This window comes from Novosphingobium aquae (assembly GCF_037572715.1).
GTDB lineage: Bacteria > Pseudomonadota > Alphaproteobacteria > Sphingomonadales > Sphingomonadaceae > Novosphingobium > Novosphingobium aquae.
Genome location: NZ_JBBHJY010000001.1, coordinates 555,117 through 570,629, shown reverse-complemented (window position 1 = coordinate 570,629; position 15,513 = coordinate 555,117). Strand labels below are relative to the sequence as shown.

Annotated in this window: 12 protein-coding genes; 5 read left to right on the top strand and 7 right to left on the bottom strand. The window is 65.1% G+C overall.

The genetic code is table 11. The features are described from left to right. Positions 1 to 7 precede the first annotated feature (7 nt). From WG900_RS02920 to WG900_RS02905, 4 genes are read left to right on the top strand one after another with little or no spacing between them, the layout of a single operon-like run. Positions 8 to 1,297 carry an MFS transporter gene (locus tag WG900_RS02920; protein ID WP_339964537.1) on the top strand — a complete coding sequence of 430 codons (1,290 nt, stop codon included), beginning with the start codon at positions 8 to 10 and terminating at the stop codon, positions 1,295 to 1,297. After that, positions 1,294 to 2,475 (top strand): multidrug effflux MFS transporter, encoded by a 1,182-nt coding sequence (locus tag WG900_RS02915; RefSeq protein WP_339964536.1) that lies wholly within the window; start codon positions 1,294 to 1,296, stop codon positions 2,473 to 2,475. The genes WG900_RS02920 and WG900_RS02915 overlap by 4 nt, the downstream gene beginning before the upstream one ends. Continuing rightward, entirely contained in the window at positions 2,472 to 3,962 is a 1,491-nt protein-coding gene (locus tag WG900_RS02910) for a hypothetical protein (RefSeq protein ID WP_339964535.1), read from the top strand. Before WG900_RS02915 ends, WG900_RS02910 begins: the two co-directional genes overlap by 4 nt. Next, positions 3,959 to 4,738 carry a hypothetical protein gene (locus WG900_RS02905; protein ID WP_339964534.1) on the top strand — a complete coding sequence of 260 codons (780 nt, stop codon included), beginning with the start codon at positions 3,959 to 3,961 and terminating at the stop codon, positions 4,736 to 4,738. The genes WG900_RS02910 and WG900_RS02905 overlap by 4 nt, the downstream gene beginning before the upstream one ends. On the opposite strand, the gene WG900_RS02900 is transcribed toward WG900_RS02905, so the two are convergent. The 6 genes from WG900_RS02900 to WG900_RS02875 are packed head-to-tail and all read right to left on the bottom strand — an operon-like array spanning position 4,735 to position 12,180. Then, on the bottom strand, positions 4,735 to 6,096 hold the full coding sequence (locus tag WG900_RS02900; protein WP_339964533.1) for an MmgE/PrpD family protein: 1,362 nt from the start codon (positions 6,094 to 6,096) through the stop codon (positions 4,735 to 4,737). The two genes, WG900_RS02905 and WG900_RS02900, sit on opposite strands and share 4 nt — an antisense overlap. Then, positions 6,093 to 7,103, bottom strand: coding sequence for a hypothetical protein (locus WG900_RS02895; protein WP_339964532.1), 1,011 nt, complete (start codon positions 7,101 to 7,103; stop codon positions 6,093 to 6,095). Before WG900_RS02895 ends, WG900_RS02900 begins: the two co-directional genes overlap by 4 nt. Further along, positions 7,100 to 8,221: a CapA family protein gene (locus WG900_RS02890; RefSeq protein ID WP_339964531.1), complete on the bottom strand. Its 1,122-nt coding sequence runs from the start codon at positions 8,219 to 8,221 to the stop codon at positions 7,100 to 7,102. The genes WG900_RS02895 and WG900_RS02890 overlap by 4 nt, the downstream gene beginning before the upstream one ends. A gap of 10 nt (positions 8,222 to 8,231) precedes the next feature. Then, positions 8,232 to 9,194 carry a poly(ethylene terephthalate) hydrolase family protein gene (locus WG900_RS02885; protein ID WP_339964530.1) on the bottom strand — a complete coding sequence of 321 codons (963 nt, stop codon included), beginning with the start codon at positions 9,192 to 9,194 and terminating at the stop codon, positions 8,232 to 8,234. Further along, entirely contained in the window at positions 9,191 to 10,747 is a 1,557-nt protein-coding gene (locus WG900_RS02880) for a carboxylesterase family protein (RefSeq protein WP_339964529.1), read from the bottom strand. The genes WG900_RS02885 and WG900_RS02880 overlap by 4 nt, the downstream gene beginning before the upstream one ends. Continuing rightward, on the bottom strand, positions 10,729 to 12,180 hold the full coding sequence (locus tag WG900_RS02875) for a tannase/feruloyl esterase family alpha/beta hydrolase (protein WP_339964528.1): 1,452 nt from the start codon (positions 12,178 to 12,180) through the stop codon (positions 10,729 to 10,731). The genes WG900_RS02880 and WG900_RS02875 overlap by 19 nt, the downstream gene beginning before the upstream one ends. A 207-nt stretch (positions 12,181 to 12,387) precedes the next feature. Here WG900_RS02875 and WG900_RS02870 point away from each other — a divergent pair, with 207 nt between their 5' ends. Further along, positions 12,388 to 13,488, top strand: a complete 1,101-nt coding sequence (locus tag WG900_RS02870) for a CapA family protein (protein WP_339964527.1) — start codon at positions 12,388 to 12,390, stop codon at positions 13,486 to 13,488. On the opposite strand, the gene WG900_RS02865 is transcribed toward WG900_RS02870, so the two are convergent. Further along, positions 13,457 to 15,466: a CocE/NonD family hydrolase gene (locus WG900_RS02865; protein WP_339964526.1), complete on the bottom strand. Its 2,010-nt coding sequence runs from the start codon at positions 15,464 to 15,466 to the stop codon at positions 13,457 to 13,459. The genes WG900_RS02870 and WG900_RS02865 overlap by 32 nt on opposite strands. Between the last annotated feature and the right edge of the window lie 47 nt (positions 15,467 to 15,513).

The following is a 15,513-nucleotide window of genomic DNA, read 5'->3' as shown; positions in this document are numbered from 1 at the left end:
TCAGGATTTGAGCGACCAGCTGGAACAGGAAATTGGTCGCAAGGTCGTGAAGAGACTCGTGCTTCCCTGCGCTCTTTTTACCCTGATCGGATCGATAGACCGCACCAATGTCGGCTTTGCCGCATTGCAGATGAATGCCGATCTTGGCCTGTCGGGAACGCAATACGGTTTTGGTGCCGGGGTGCTGTTCGTCGGCTATGTTCTCGCCAAGTATCCCAGCGTCCTGCTGTACGAGACAATCGGCTTCCGGCGCTGGCTGGCGATCATTACGTTCGCCTGGGGCATCGCCGCCTGCAGCCTTGCCGCCATCGGCAACCAGGTGGAGCTTTACATCCTTCGTGTCCTTATCGGGTTTGCCGAGGGCGGACTTTCGTCGGGGCTGATGCTTTATCTGGCACACTGGGCGCCGGAGCGCTGGCGGGCGACGATCCTCGCCCTGCCGATCATGTCGATCAACGTTGCGCAGGTCTTTGGCGCGCCGATTTCGGGCTGGCTGCTCGATATCGAAAATCCGCTGGGGATCGCCGGCTGGCGGTTCATGTTCCTTGTCGAGGCCCTGCCCGCCGTCGCGCTGGCGTTCTTCGCCTGGTTCTATTTCCCCGACCGCCCGTCGCAGGCCAGCTGGCTGAGCGACAGCGAGCGCACATGGCTGGCCACCAATATCCACGCCGAGACCAAGGCCGCGCCCGATGGCAGCCGCGAAGGGCGCTGGGACGCGCTCAAGAGCCTCGACGGGTGGCTGTGCTCGCTGATCTGGTTCTGCATCCTCGCGAGCAATTACGGCATCATGTTCTGGCTGCCTACCATCGTGAAGGGCATGTCGGGCCTGACCGCCACGCAGGTCGGCTTCATCGTCGCCTTGCCGCACGCCGCCAGCGCCATCGGCCTGCTGCTCAACGCGCGTCATTCGGACAAGACGGGCGAGCGGTTCATGCACATCGCAGTGCCGGCCATGGTCGGCGGGTTGGGCCTGCTGGCTGCCTTCCTCCTCGGGTCGGGCCTGCCGGGTCTGGCCATGCTGGTGCTGGGCGGAGCCTGCACCGGCTGCACCGTCGCCGCCTTCTGGGCGATCCCGATGAAGATGCTCAGCCCGCGGGCGATGGCGATGGGCGTGGTCATGATCAACATGCTCGGCTCGCTTGCCGGGGCGACCATCCCGCCGCTGATGGGCTTCCTGCGGGAAAGCACCGGGTCGTTCCTGCCGCCGACCCTGCTGCTGACCGGGATCGCAGCGGTCAACGTGATGCTGTGCCTCGTCACTCGCCGCCGGATGCGCGGCAAGGGAGAGATGGCGTGAATGCCAAGGGCGGTAATACCGGGAGTGGCACGGCGATCATCCTGACCCTGGCAGCGATTGCCGCGCTGGGATCGCTGGCGACGCAGCTCGTGGTTCCCGCCCTGCCCCCGATTGCCGCGGAATTTGGCGCATCGACCGTGGCAGCGCAGCGGGTGATCGGCATCTATTTGCTGGGTCTCGCCGGCGGGCAACTGTTTGCCGGGCCGATGGCGGACAAGTACGGCCGCCGCCCGGTCATGCTGGGCGGACTGGGGCTTTTCGTGATCGGCAGCGCGGCGGCTCTGGCAGTTCACTCCTTGCCGTGGCTGCTGTCTGCAAGGCTCTTGCAGGCGCTTGGCGGCGCGGCCGGGATCGTCACCGCGCGCGTCATGGTGAGCGATATCTTTCCACCCGAGGAAGCCGCGACACGGCAGGCCACCTTGATGTCGGTCGTGCTGCTTTCCCCGGCCATAGCGCCGGTCATCGGCGGGGCCATGACCGAGGTCGCCGGCTGGCGGTCAATCTTCGTGCTGCTGGTTTTGACCGGGCTGGGAGCGGCGCTGTTCGTCAAGGTGCGGCTGGCAGAGAGTCCCCGGCGGGCTGCGGCACCGGCGCGCAACCTGCTCCACGCCTGGGGCATGCTGCTCGCCACTCCGCGTTTCACCGGCAATTCGTTGGCGATGACTCTGGCAAGCTCATCGCTCTACGCCTTCCTCGCCGCGACTCCCTTCATCCTGTCGAGCCAGCATGGCATCGGCCCGCGAGACACCGGCCTGTTCCTGCTTGGAATCGCTGCGGCCGGAATTGTCGGCACGAAATTCGTTGGCGTGATCAACCGCCGGAGCAATGGCAGCATCGTCGGTGCCTCACTCGTTGCCAGCGGCGCCATGCTGCTGCTGGTCGGAGCGGTCGCGGGCGCCCACAGCCTCGCCGCGTTCTTCCTGCCGATGGTCCTGATGGGTTTCGGCACCGGCGTGCTCGGTCCATCGACGATCAGCGCCATCATGCAATCGCGCCCCGGACTTGAAGGCACGGCCACCAGCCTTGCGGGTGCCTTGCAGATGGGTGGCAGTGCCCTTGCAAGCAGCATGATCGGCGCGGCTGACACGCTGCGGCTGGGTATCGTACTCTCCATCATGACCCTGCTTTCTCTCGCCGCCGCGATGGCCGCGAGCCGGACCCGGATGCAAACCGCATGACCCTGATTCGCTTTCGCCCCTTGCTCGCCGCCGCCGCGCTTTTGGTCCTCGCCGCCGCGCAAAAGGCACCGCCGCCGCGCTGGTGGTCCCCAGGTGAAGGCCGCAGTTTTCCGGCCACGCTCGACTATGCAAACGAACATGGCACGCAGCGCAGCCTGCTGGTCGGCGGGCCAATGCCGACCAAGGGCCACCCGTTTTTCGAACCCATCGGTCCCAACGGACGCGCCTGCGTAACTTGCCACCAACCCGCTGACGGCATGAGCCTTTCCGCCGCAACCGCGCGGCAGCGGTGGGACGAAACCAGGGGCCGCGATCCATTGTTCGCCGCGTCAGACGGCTCCAACTGCCCCAGCCTGCCGCAATCGGAAAAGGCATCGCACTCGCTGCTGCTGGAGCGCGGATTGATCCGTATTCAACGCCCCTGGCCGGTGCGCGAATGGCAGGGCAAGCCGGTGACGCCGGACTTCACCATCGACGTTGTCCGCGATCCCAACGGCTGCAACAGCGGCGAGAAATACGGTCCGAAGGCCGGAAATGTCTCAGTCTACCGCCGCCCGCGCCCGGTATCGAATTTCAAATACCTGCTCGCCGTCGGCTTTGCCTACGACCCCAAGCAAGGCATCGCCCTGCCGCGCGATCCGGACAGCGGCGCGATGCAGTCGGGCAACCTGATGGCCGACAACCGCGCGCGGAACCTGCGCGAACAGATGGAAGATGCGTCAAGCACGCACCTCGAATTCGCCAAGCACCTCACCCCGGCACAGATCGACCGGATTACCGACTTCGAGATGCGGCTCTACACCGCGCAGCAGGTCAGCAAGCAGGGCGGCGCGCTCGATAGCGGCGGGGCAACGGGCGGGCCGGCCAAGCTGCGCGACAGCGAACCCGGCGCGCTTGGCTCGATCGGCACGCCGGTGTGGAGCGAATATGCCGCGTGGGAAAAGATATCGTCTGAAGACGCGGCCAAGCTCACGCCGGAACAGCTTGCCTTCCGGCAGTCCGTGGCCCGGGGCGCGCGGACGTTCCGCGACAAGACCTTCCTGATCACTGACAGTTCGGGGATCAACTCGCCGGTCGGCTTCGGCAATCCCGTGCGCAATTCCTGCGTGTTCTGCCACAACATGGCGCAAATGGGGAACGACGTTGCACCGGGGCAGGTCGATCTGGGTACGACCACCCTGCCCTATGCCGATCCATTCGACGACCTGCCGCTGTTCCGCATCACCTGCCTGAAGGCGCCGCATCCGTTCTATGGCCGCACCTTCTACACCTATGATCCCGGCTTTGCCCTGACCACCGGGCGCTGTGCCGATGCGGGCAAGATCACCCTGCAATCGATGCGCGGACTTGCCGCCCGCGCGCCCTATTTCTCCAACGGACTTGCCAAGGACCTGCGCGCCGTCGTCGACTATTACGAGCGGCGCTACAACATCAGTTACACCGAGCGGGAGAAGCAGGACCTGGTCAACCTGATGAGCGTGCTGTGAAAAACCTAAGCAAACTGTCCACCCTGATCGCGCTTGCCGCGCCGCTATCCGCCTTCGCCGCCGAGACGGGCGACTATGTCCGCTTCGTGTCCTGCCCGGTGTACCGCGACGCCGACAGCGGCAAGAAATCGGGCTGCTGGCTGGCCGACGAGCGCGCATCGGGCAAGCGCTACGACGTCAGCCAATCGCCGTATAAGCCAGACTGGAACCGCGCCGTACTGGTCGAAGGTCTTGTCACCGCAGATAGCACCGCTCCGTGTGGTTCCACCGTGCTCAACCCGGTGCGCACCTCGATCCTCAGCGAGCCCTGCCAGCGGCACATGCTGCCGGCGGAAGGTCACCCGGGGCGGAAGTTCGTGCTTCCGGCACGCAACCTGACCCCGCTTTCGGTGCCGCGCAAGCCCCCCGCCGGTCCCTTCGCGGCGCGCACATTCCCGGTGTTCTTCGAATTCGACCGAGCCTTTGTGGTCTATCAGTACAGCGACTTCCTGCTCGACAATGCCGCGCAGTGGATCATCGCGGCGAAACCGGCGAAGGTGGTTGTGACGGGCTATGCGGCGACCGATCCGGAGAGCGTCTCGGGCGTAACGCTGGCCGAGCGGCCCGAGGTCGCCCTCGAACGCGCGGAGATCGTCGCGGAATCGCTGCGTCGGCTGATCCCGGGATTGATCATCGAAACGCGCATGAAAACCGGAGCCAAGCCGGCAGACCTTCCCGATGCTGACGGACTTCCCGGACAATCCCAGCGCCGCGCAGAAATCAGCGCCGAATTCTAGGCGAACAGCGCGCCCACGTCATCGCAATCAGCCAGCGCAAGGATTGCCCGCGCCAGTTGCTGCGGGTCGCTGGGCGGCACCTGCGCGCGGGCAGCACAGTCAACAAACTTCGCGACAAGGTCCGCCTCGCTCAGCGGGTTTTCGGGACAACCCCGAGCGTTATGGACCTCAGCTTGGAAAAGTGTGCCGTCGACCATCTCGATCTCGATCGTCCCGCCCGATCCGGGGTGGCGGTTCGATGCCGAGTCAACTTTCGCCTGCACTTTCGAGGCGACCGACAGCACAGCCGGATCAGCGAGCGCCGCGGGAGTGAAGCTATCGAGGTCTACGCGCCCTCGAACCAGCGCCAGCGCGGTGCAGAACTGGACCGAAAACTTGGCATCGATGAGCACGCCGGGAGCCTGCTTGCGTTCGGCCGGTTCGATCAACATCCGCTGGATTTCGTCGCAAGTCACCGTGATCCGTGCGATGCCGGCCGCATCGATGCCGTGCCGCTCGCGCAGGTCGAGCGCCATCTCGATGAACGGATGCGTACCTCGGCAACTCGGCCAGGCCTTGAAGGTCAGGTGGTCGATCCAGAAGCGTGATCCCAAACCATCGGTCAGGTCCGCGCTGTCAAACTTGCCGCCGGCATAGAGAGCGAAGAAGCCGTCCTTGCCCTCCAGCGGTTCCTCGAATCCGGCAACGCCTTCGCGGGCGAGCAGCGCCGAAGTCACCGCCGCCTGCGCCGGGAAACTTTCCCGCACGGCGCGGATGACCGTGCCGGGGCTGTGCTTGATCTCACCAGGCATGGTGACTTGGCACAGCGCCAGCGAAAGCGCATCGCGGATGCCCGCGCCGTCCAGCCCTAGCAGTTTGGCCGCCCCCACTGCCGCGCCCAATCCGGCGACGATCGGCGGCGGATACCAGCCGCCCAGCTCCATCGCCTGCCGCTGCGCTACGCCGATCCGGCAAGCGAAATCGCACCCAGCCGCCAACGCGGTGAGGAAGCGCGGGCCATCGATCGGCCCTTCCGACTGCGCCAGGGCAATCAGCGCGGGGACCAGACTCGCGTTGGGATGGCCGGGCCGGATGTCGAAGGCGTCCTCATAGTCGAGCGCGTGCGACATGGCCCCGCCGGCCAGCGCGGCAGCAGCGGGCGGGACGCGCATTGCCGTGCCCAAGGCCGTGCTCGGCCCGATGCCCGATGCCCTTGCCAGAGCGAGGAACGGGCGCACCTCTTCCGACAGGCCACTCGCTCCGAGGATAACGCCGCTGGCATCAAGCAGCACATGGCACGCCGCTCGCCGGGTCGAGGCAGGCAAGTCCGCCCATTGCAGGCGGGCAATGGTGCTGCAGATATCCTCGCTGAGCGTCATGCGGATTTCTTGCGCGACAGGCGCGGTGCGAGCGAGAGCAGGACAATCGCGCCGACGAGGATCGCAGCGCCCACCAGTTCCGCTCCGCGCGGCATCTTGGCCCCAAAGAACCACGCCAGCAGGATCGATCCACCGACCCCGGCGACCAGGCTGGCCGCGCGTTCCAGCGGAACGCAATAGGCGTTCTCACGCGGGTCGAGCAGGATGATGATCGCGATCACCGAAATGATCGTCAGCGTTACGCCGATCATCACCAGCGGCCAGATGGCAGGGCTGCTCCATGCCCCGATGAAACCCCATTCGAGTTCACCCGCCTGCCCCCCGATCCCCGATGCCGAGATGATCGCCAGAATGATGATCGAAAGCGGCAGGGCGACCATCTTCTCCTCGACGAAATAGCGGCGCACCATCGCTTCGTCCCCGTTCTTGGCGATCCGCGTCATCACCGCGAGCCGCACGAAGTAGCCCAGCGTGTACAGAACCACGGTCAGGATCGCGAGCGGCGGCAGCTTCAGCCCGCCTCGATCGGTAACGGCGATGACCAGCGCGACGAACACCATCACCAGCGCGGTCCAGCTGAACCAGCTCACCCGGCGGCCGAAGGCTATGTCGACCAGCGGCGCGATGATCAGGATATCGCCGCGCATGATCAGCTGGATGAAGGGAATGCTCACGCCTTGGAACGTGTAGGACAGCGGCACGGTGAACAGCACCAGCGAAGTGCCAAAGCCGGACAGTAGCGTGAACTTGTCCGGGCAGGGAATGCTGAACCTGCCGATCCGCACCTTGTTCGCATCTCGGTGCCAGCCCGACAGCCAGATAAACAGGTAGGTCAGCACAAGGTTGACGATCAGCGACACCGGAAGGGTTTCCAGACCGGTCAGCGGGCGCCCCAGCGAAGGGTCCGGATTGGTCGCCACCCAGCGGGTGATCATCACGTTGGGCAGATAGGCGAGGAAGTAGAAGAAGACGATCATTTCGAGCGGCAACTTGCGGCGGGCAGTCATGCGGAAAGCTCCAGTTCGATCATCGAGTCGCCCGGGCGGTACCGCGCATTGAGTTTAGCTTCGTCTGTCACGGCTGTGAGGTAATCGAGCACTTCGGCATAGTCGGCGCTACCTTTAGGTGCGCAGCGCGGAACGGCGTCGCGGCCAATGACGACGGGCAGCATCCCGGCCTTGGTGACCTTGCCGCCGGCAATCTCCAGCCGGGCGAGCAGCGCCAGACGGCTCGCCTTCGGGAAGTTGTAGAGGCTGCCGAAATCAGGCTCCCACTCTTCCGCCAGGACGCGGATCTCGTTCCAGCTTTTCGACTTCGCGTGCTCCTCATCCATCGCCAGGTCGGTGGCAAAGTTGCACAGCGAATGGAACACCGGCTTGCCCTCGATCATTTCGCAGCCCTTGATGATGTGGGCATGGCCGCCGATCACCGCATCGGCCCCGGCGAGCACGGCGGCGCGGGCGACTTCGCGCTGATAGTCGGCAATCGACGCCCGCACGAAATGTATACCCCAATGCTGCGAAACGATCACGACATCGGCCTGCGCCTTGGCCGCCCGAATGTCCGCCTCCATCGCCGAAAGGTCTTCACGGTGGGCATAGGTGTGGATCCGCGCCGGAGTACCCGGCTGGTCGAGTTCGACCTGCTCATAAACCGTATGCGCGCGCATCGGGGCGCAGCCGGGGCGGCGTTCGGTTGCCCAGTAGTCCTGCGGCAGGATCGACGAATAGGCGAGGATCGCCACCCGCGTGCCATCGCCCAGCGTGCGGATGACCGGGCGGCGGGCCTCGGCGATGTTCGCGCCGGCACCGGCCACCGCAATGCCCGCGGCCTCAAGGTTGGCCTTGGTTTCGAAGAACGCCTCCTGCCCCCAGTCCATGCAGTGGTTGCCGGCCATCGAGATCACGTTGAACCCTGCCCGCGCCAATGCTGCCGCGCCATCGGGGCGCGCGAGCACGGCGTGGCGGGCCTGCGGCATCCGGCTTCCCTTGCTGGCAAAGCTCGTTTCCAGCTGGCCAAAGGCAATGTCCGCCGAGCGCAGCAGATCGCGCGTTGCGACAAAACTTTCGTCGTAATCATCGCGGTCCATCGCAAGGTCGCCAGTGGCGAGGAAGACATGAGTCATATAGGCAAACTCACCACAGCGGCCGCGGGACGGACCAGTCCGTCTTGGTGCACAGCCCGCAATTGCGACCACGGAAATAGAGCCCGTCCTTCGCGCGACCCTTGAGATGGAAGTTGAGCCACTTGCGCGCGATTACGCCGTATTCGCCGCCATTGGGCGCAGTCCAGAAGGTGCCGCTGTGGCCGATCGGCGAATGGGCGAAGAACACGGGTACGTGGACGATGCGCGCGCCGTCATCGATCGCCTGCGGCCAGGCGATGTCGGCCGGCCCGCCGATGATGTAGGCAATCGGCGCGTGGAGCTTGAGCAGTTCCTTCTTGGTAATCGACAGCGCGCTGCGACCTTCCATCGCATTGTTGAACACGCCGCTGTTGAACAGGACGGTCGCCTTGATGCGGGGATCGGCCGATACGCGGATCGATTGCAGGCCGCCGCAGGAATGGCCCATGACCGCAACGCGCGAAGGATCGAGCTTGCCGAACCACGGGCTTTTGGGGTCGGCGTTCTGCTTCGTCACCCAGTCGAGCCCGGCGAGAATCTGTTCCGGGCTGGTCGCATCGGGACCGCGCTTGGCGATCTGGGCGTTACGGTCGGCGTCGACTGCCGGAGGCTCGGTCATGCGCACCGGCGCGGTCATCGGGCGTTCGCTGCGCGGCGGTCCGGGGACGACGATGAAATAGCCCTGGCTCGATACTTCGCGCAAGAAAGCGGCCGCCGACAGGCTGTTGTCCGCGCAGCCGCCATTGCCCCACAGCACGATTGGCAGGCGCTCCTTCGGCATGACGGCGGGATGATAGAAGGTGTGGTCGGGCATGGCCGCCAGGTATTCTGCCACCGCCGGCATCGCGCCCGAACCGCCCGGCGCGCCGACGATCCCGAACGGTTTCGGCTCGGCCTTCGGCGGCGGCGTGGTCTGTGCGGCCAGCGGCATGGCGGACAGGGCAAGGGCCATGGCGGCAAGCTTGCGGATCATCTTGCTTTCTCCTTTGAATGCAATGCGAAGAAGTCGAAAATCTGGTCGAGCACGCTATCGAACGCGCGGTGTCCACCGTTCTGAACGGCAAGCATCCGGCCCTTCCCGCCGGCACGATCAAGTCGTTCGATCATGTCCTTGGTGGCTGCGAACGAAATGATCTCATCCGCATCGCCGTGAACGCCGAGCACGGGCAGCTTGCCCAGCCGGGCGTAGGGAAAGCGCGGTGGGTCGATAGCTCCGGCTCCGGGCGCTATCGCCGCCCACAGCTGCGGATGCCGCGCCGCGAGGTGCCACGTGCCCTCCCCGCCCATCGAATTTCCGGCGAGGTATATCCGGGCCGCGTCGATCGGATAGGCGGCGCGAACTGCTTCCAGCGCATCGAGAACATCGGCCTCCGCAGGTTCGGGTTCGACCCCGTCCTTGCGCTGGACGATACCGCCTATCGTGCTCGGACGCGGCGCTGGCATCGAACCGTTGGCGAGCACCACCGGCAAGTGATTGCCCCAGCCCGAATTGGGCGAATAGCCCATCGGCGCCATCACCGCCCAGCCCTTTGCCCGGGCCAGTTCGGCCGCCTTGCCACTGGCAAAAGGACGGTTGTGATCGGAGTTCGAGCCGTGGAGCAACACGACAAGTGGCAATCTGGCCTTGCCGTCCCATCGCTCGGGCACGAACAGGCGAAAGGGTTCGATGCGGCGCGACACGGCGCTGGCATAGTGCCGTTCGTGACTTCCACGAGCGAGGCGCAGCGGGTCCCTGCCGCTCTGCGCTTCTGCAGCCAGCGCAAGCGTCCGATCCAGCAAGGCGCGCCAGTCCACATCGATCGGCTGTCGTGAGCGCCCGTCAAGCGTCAGCGCCAGATTGGCAGGCCAGTCGAGCGATGCCGACAGGTCCTGAGACGGTTTGAAAGCAGCCTTGCGCCGCGCGATTTCGGCGAGATCCCGGCGCAAGTGCTTCACGATCCACACCGCGTGGGTCGCCTGACCGATCACCCGATCACCCTCGCGCGCTTCGATCACGAGGTCATGACTGCCATCCGGCAAGCCCTGCGGCGATGCGGGTATCTGGAAACCAGCGTGGTAGAGGTCCGCCGAAGCAGGCTCCGCACGCATCCGCCAGACAATCTCTGCGCTGCCTTTGCGACGAAAACCGATCCGCAATTCGAGCCGTTTTGCCGAAGAGTCCGCCACGAACCATTGCCGCGCGATCACGTGGAAAGGTTCGTCCGGATCGATCACCCGGTGCTTGGCAAACAGCGCGAGCGAATGCGCGAAGGCAGCGTCCTTGTCCCATGTGCCGCCCGCCAGAATGACCCGCGCCTGCGCCAGATAAGCGCGCATCTGGCCAAGGTCTCCCACCGCGCGCGATTTGCCGGCCATGTCCATCAACTGCCGCGCCTGCCCGGCGGCCTCAGCACTCGGCGGCTTGATCAGTGCGACCGTGTCCTCGATGAACAGCCATTGCAGGTCATCGATAGGCTCTGGCTGACGAGACTGTGCCGGCAGGGCGGCGGAGAGCAGCGCAAGCGCGATCAGCGTGGCGGTACGCACGCCCAGCTCTCCGCAAGATTGACATCGCCTTTGCCGCGATAGCGCAGCGAAGTAGGCCACTGGCAGACCGGCCGCGTCATCGTGACCTTGCCGTCCGTTAGCTTGCTGGCGACGATGCGGCCCGGCTCAACGCCCTTTTCCACCCAGTCGATCATCGCCATCAGCAGGTCGTTGCCGGAGTTTGGATCAGGCAATTCCTCGCCAAAGCTGGCGCCGAAATTGTCCGGTCCGACGCCGCCGCGGCAGTGATCCATGCCGCTCGGCAGATAAAGCTTGTAGAAAGCTGCCGCCTTGTCCGCGCCCATGTAGCGCTGAACCTTCTCGTAATAGTCGATCGTCGAGCGGACCGGCACGATCTCGTCATTCCAGCCGTGGAACGAAATGAACTTGCCCCCACGCGCGGCGAAAGCCTCAAGGTTGGGGTTGGTTGGCGAAGCGCCCGCCACGGCATTTTCGGCCGCCGGCACATCGCGGCCCGCGTCGAACTGGCGGACGTCCCACGTCGGATCGCCATAGAGCCACTGCGCGAACAACTCGCCCGGGCGGCCCGGATCGCTGATCGGCGCATAGGCCACGCCGGGAGTGAATCCGGGGTACAGCACCTTGCCGCCCTTGCCATAGACCGGGCCGTAAAGCGTCCGCGCGGTCGCTGCCTGCGCAGCGGAAAGGCCCGGCGCAGTGCCCGGATCGAAGGTGCAAAGGCGCGGATCGGCAATAATGCCGTCCACCGCGCCGTCTTTTGCATCGCAGGCCTTGGTGGCGGCCGCCGCTACGCCTTGCCAGTCCTTCGCGGTCATGTGCGCCGCCGGCGAATACTTCGCGATCAGTGCGGAATTGAGCCAGCGCGCCGAGATGCCGACGATTGACTGACCATGCGCCCCGGCAATGATGCCATCGTAGTCGGCGGGGTACTTCTGGACCTCGTTCATCCCCTGCATGCCGCCGCCTGAGCAGCCCATGAAGTAATTGTGGTCAGGGCGCCGGCCATAATAGGCAGCGATGATCGCCTTGCTGTTCACCGCCAGCAGGTGTTGGCCGCGATGCCCGTAATTCTCCAGCCGGCGCGGCTTGCCGATAGACCAGTTGGCTTCGCTGATCCGGTGGCCGGTGTCTGTGCTGGCCGCCGCCATGCCGCGATTGACCCCGCGTGCGAGGCCTTCGTAACGGATAAAGCCGGCGAACCCGCCGTTGCCGGTGCCGAGCATCCGCCCTGTCCACTCGGCGGGCAGCGGCAGCCACAGTTCAAAGCCGATCTCGTCCTCGATCATGCCTTCGACGCGGCAGAATGCCTTGCGGACAGGGGCGGCATAGCCAGAGGGCGGCGTGGCAAGCGGGGCGGTCCAGACGGGGTCGGGCCTGATCTCGCTGGCGCGGACGATGCGAACATCAGGGATGCGCAGCGCGGTGAGCTGGGCACACGTGGGTGCAGCCATGGCTGCCGATGAGGCCAGCAAAGAGGCCAGCAATGCGCCACCGGCGCAAACCTGTCGAACCACAGCCCTTCTCCCAAACGCAGGAATGCCGACAAAGTTGTCGACAATCCGCACCCGTTCTTGCAACCTCGAGCCGCGAGACGCAAGAGCGCTTCGGTATTTTTCGGGAGAGAGCACGCAATGGTGCGGATTTGTGCAGTCGGAGACGTGGCACCGCGCCGCGAGGACCCTGCCGGGATTTTCGCGCAGGTGGCATCGGCGCTGGGAGCGGCAGACCTCTGCTTTGGACAGATGGAATGCCCGATCAGCGAACGCGGCACGCCCTCGCCGCACGCCCGGCTCGCAATGCGCACTTCGCCCGATGTCGCTCCGGCGCTCGGCAAGGCCGGGTTCGACGTGATGTCGGTCGCCGGGAACCACGCGCTTGATTTCGGCGCCGATGCGCTGGCTGATACGCTGGTGAACCTGCAGCAGGCGGGCATTGCCGCAGCCGGTGCCGGCACCAACCTTGCCGAGGCACGCCGCCCGGCGATGATAGAGGCAGGTGGCAAGCGAATTGCCGTGCTCGCCTATAGTTCGATCCTGCCAGCCGGCTATGCCGCCGATGCCGCGCGTCCGGGCTGCGCCCCGCTGCGCGCCCACACCTGTTACGAGCAGATCGAGCACGATCAGCCCGGCACTCCGCCGCGCATCCACACTTTTGCCGAACGGAGCGATCTGGCAAACATGGAGGCAGACATTGCCGCTGCCCGAGCCGAGGCAGACCATGTGTTCGTCTCGGTCCACTGGGGCATCCATTTCGTCCGGGCGAGCATTGCCGATTACCAGCGCGAGATCGCCCGCGCCGCGATTGGTGCGGGTGCGGACGCCCTGTTCGGACACCATCCGCACTTGCTCAAGGGCATCGAATTCATCAACGGCAAGCCGGTGTTCTACAGCCTCGGAAATTTCGCCATCGAGCAGCCCGCCGCCTTCAACGAGAAAATCCGCGAGCATGAAAGCTTTGCCCATCTGCAAACCCTGTCAAAGGGCTGGCAGCCGCAAGCGAAGTACCAGACCCCCCCGGAAACCCGCCATACGGTGATCGCCTGGCTCGACATGGCAGGCGGCGGCGCTCCGGCGGTCACCTTGCAGGCCTGCCGGATCGACGATGATTCGGTGCCGCACCCGATCCTTCCCGGTAGCGCCGATTTCGTCGATTGGCTCGGCTATGTCGAAGCAATCACCACCGAGGCTGGTCTCGCGACAAACTATGCCGTCCGCAGCGACGGCCTTGTCACTTGCGCTCCGGCACCACCGGCAGGGTAATGGCCGAGAGGCCGGGCCCTCGGTAGACCGTCCAGACTGGCGCGCGGGTGCCCGGTGCCTTGGGATCATTCGCCGGGCTGAGCCCCGGATGAAGCGCAAAGCTGGGCCAGTCCGCCGCGGCAAAGGACAACCGGATGCGGTGGCCTTTCCGGAACACCCACGAGGTCGGCATCATGTCCATCCGCAGCGTCAACTTGCGCCCATCGGCGAGCGGTGCGGGCTGGTAATCGGTCTTGGCAAAGCCCTGCCAGGGCAGCGAGGGCTTCGCCATCGGATGCGGGCCGCCGGGTTTCAAGCGGTGGTAATTGGCCCGCAGCTGACCTTCGGTCACGATCAGCGACGTGCCATCCGGCGCAACGTCCTCAAGATAGGCGAAGACATCGGTTTCCGCCGTGTCGGAGGACAAGGTGAGGGCAACGAGCGGATGGCCGGTCACTTCGGTATCTTTGGCCAACGGCGCTGTCAGGTACTTGAGCCGGCTTTGCGGCGGACCGTAAAAGGTCATCGGCTCCTTCGCGGTCGACAGCGCGAAATTCCAGCGATTGGCGCCCTTGGAAAGCGAGGAGGCGGCAAGGACCGTCTCGAACCTGTCCTCCCCCGCAACTGACCGCCCGGAGACCAGTTGGTTGCCCGGCGCCAACGCCAGCCGCAGCGGTTTGGCCCGTGCGATCGGCCATGTCTGCTCATAGCGCCAACCCTTGCCCATGACATAGAGCAGCACCGGCGGGCGGCGATCAAAACCGTTGGCCAGTCCCTTCACATAGCGATCGAAGAAGGCCAGCTTCTCGCGGTTCATCACCTCGTTAGTCGATACCTTGTCGCCGAACAGCGCGAGGTACGGCCCGGAACGATAGATCGCATCACCGCTTTCCGCCGGCAGGCCGCCATGCCCCACGGGTGCCATCATCACGCGGCTCGGCGTCTTACCGGCGAGCGCTGCGTGCCACATCAGCGTGTCACGCGCATGGTAATCGAACCAGCCGCCGCGGCTATAGACCGCGATGCCGCTCTTCGCGATCGATTGAGGTTTATCGCCCGGATCGAGATCGATGTAGCGATGCGGCGTGCCGGCAATCGGCGAATCCCGGAACGGTGCGGCGGTGATCCATTCGACCGGCAAGTTGCGGTTCTGCAGGTGCGCCATGCTGGCCTTGTAATAGATATCCTGCCGCTTTCTGCCGTCGGCATAGGTCGGCGGGCCGTCATCGACGAAGCTGCCGTTGCCGTTCTTGTCGATCGGGATTTCATCGACCAGTTCGCCGTCGCCATCCTCGTCGATCACCGGCACCGAAGGCAGGTGCTTGCGCGCTGAGTCCGGTAGGTAATCGTTGAGGTCGTCACGCCGGATCGAGGTCGATGCGGTTTCCGACAGCGCTACGACCTGAATGCCGCCGGGGTGGAACATCGAGCTGTAATCGTCGAACCCGGCGATCTCGGGGAAGATCGCCTTCAGCGCCGCGGGCCACTGGCTGGCGACGGCATACTGCGCAAAGCCCTGATAGGACGCGCCGATCATGCCGACCTTGCCGTCGGACCAGCCCTGCGCCGCCAGCCAGTCCACCAGATCCTCCCCGTCGCGCGCGATCTGCGGTCCGCGATCCAGTTCGCGCGTGCCGTGGGAGGCTCCGCTGCCGCGCATCTCGGCGATTGCCACGGCATATCCGTGCGAAGTGAACCAGGCGATGTCCGATGGCGACATTGTCGGGCGGATGGTTCCGGTTTTGATGTCGATGCTCTCGCGGTGACCGGGGTGATACCAGAGCAGCACCGGATAGCGGCCAGCGCTTTTCGCGGCACCCGGCAGATAGACAGTCACCGCCAACTGCGTGCCATCACTGGTTGGCGCATAATGCGCGGTGCGATGCCATTCGGTAAAACTGGCGGCAGGTGCCCTTTGCTCGAGGAAATCCGGCTCGCCGGCTTGCGCCCAAGCACTTGATCCCACAGCCAACAGCAGGAAAGCGGCAGTTGTCCGCATTATAAATACTACCTCATATAGCAAAATTTTAGTCGATGAAATCGTCG

What these genes read in the sequence shown, in the direction of transcription:
- WG900_RS02865 (WP_339964526.1), bottom strand. Translation starts at nt 15,466, where the DNA reads ATGCGGACAACTGCCGCTTTCCTGCTGTTGGCTGTGGGATCAAGTGCT.
- WG900_RS02900 (WP_339964533.1), bottom strand. Translation starts at nt 6,096, where the DNA reads ATGACGCTCAGCGAGGATATCTGCAGCACCATTGCCCGCCTGCAATGG.
- WG900_RS02885 (WP_339964530.1), bottom strand. Translation starts at nt 9,194, where the DNA reads ATGATCCGCAAGCTTGCCGCCATGGCCCTTGCCCTGTCCGCCATGCCG.
- WG900_RS02890 (WP_339964531.1), bottom strand. Translation starts at nt 8,221, where the DNA reads ATGACTCATGTCTTCCTCGCCACTGGCGACCTTGCGATGGACCGCGAT.
- WG900_RS02875 (WP_339964528.1), bottom strand. Translation starts at nt 12,180, where the DNA reads ATGGCTGCACCCACGTGTGCCCAGCTCACCGCGCTGCGCATCCCTGAT.
- WG900_RS02910 (WP_339964535.1), top strand. Translation starts at nt 2,472, where the DNA reads ATGACCCTGATTCGCTTTCGCCCCTTGCTCGCCGCCGCCGCGCTTTTG.
- WG900_RS02895 (WP_339964532.1), bottom strand. Translation starts at nt 7,103, where the DNA reads ATGACTGCCCGCCGCAAGTTGCCGCTCGAAATGATCGTCTTCTTCTAC.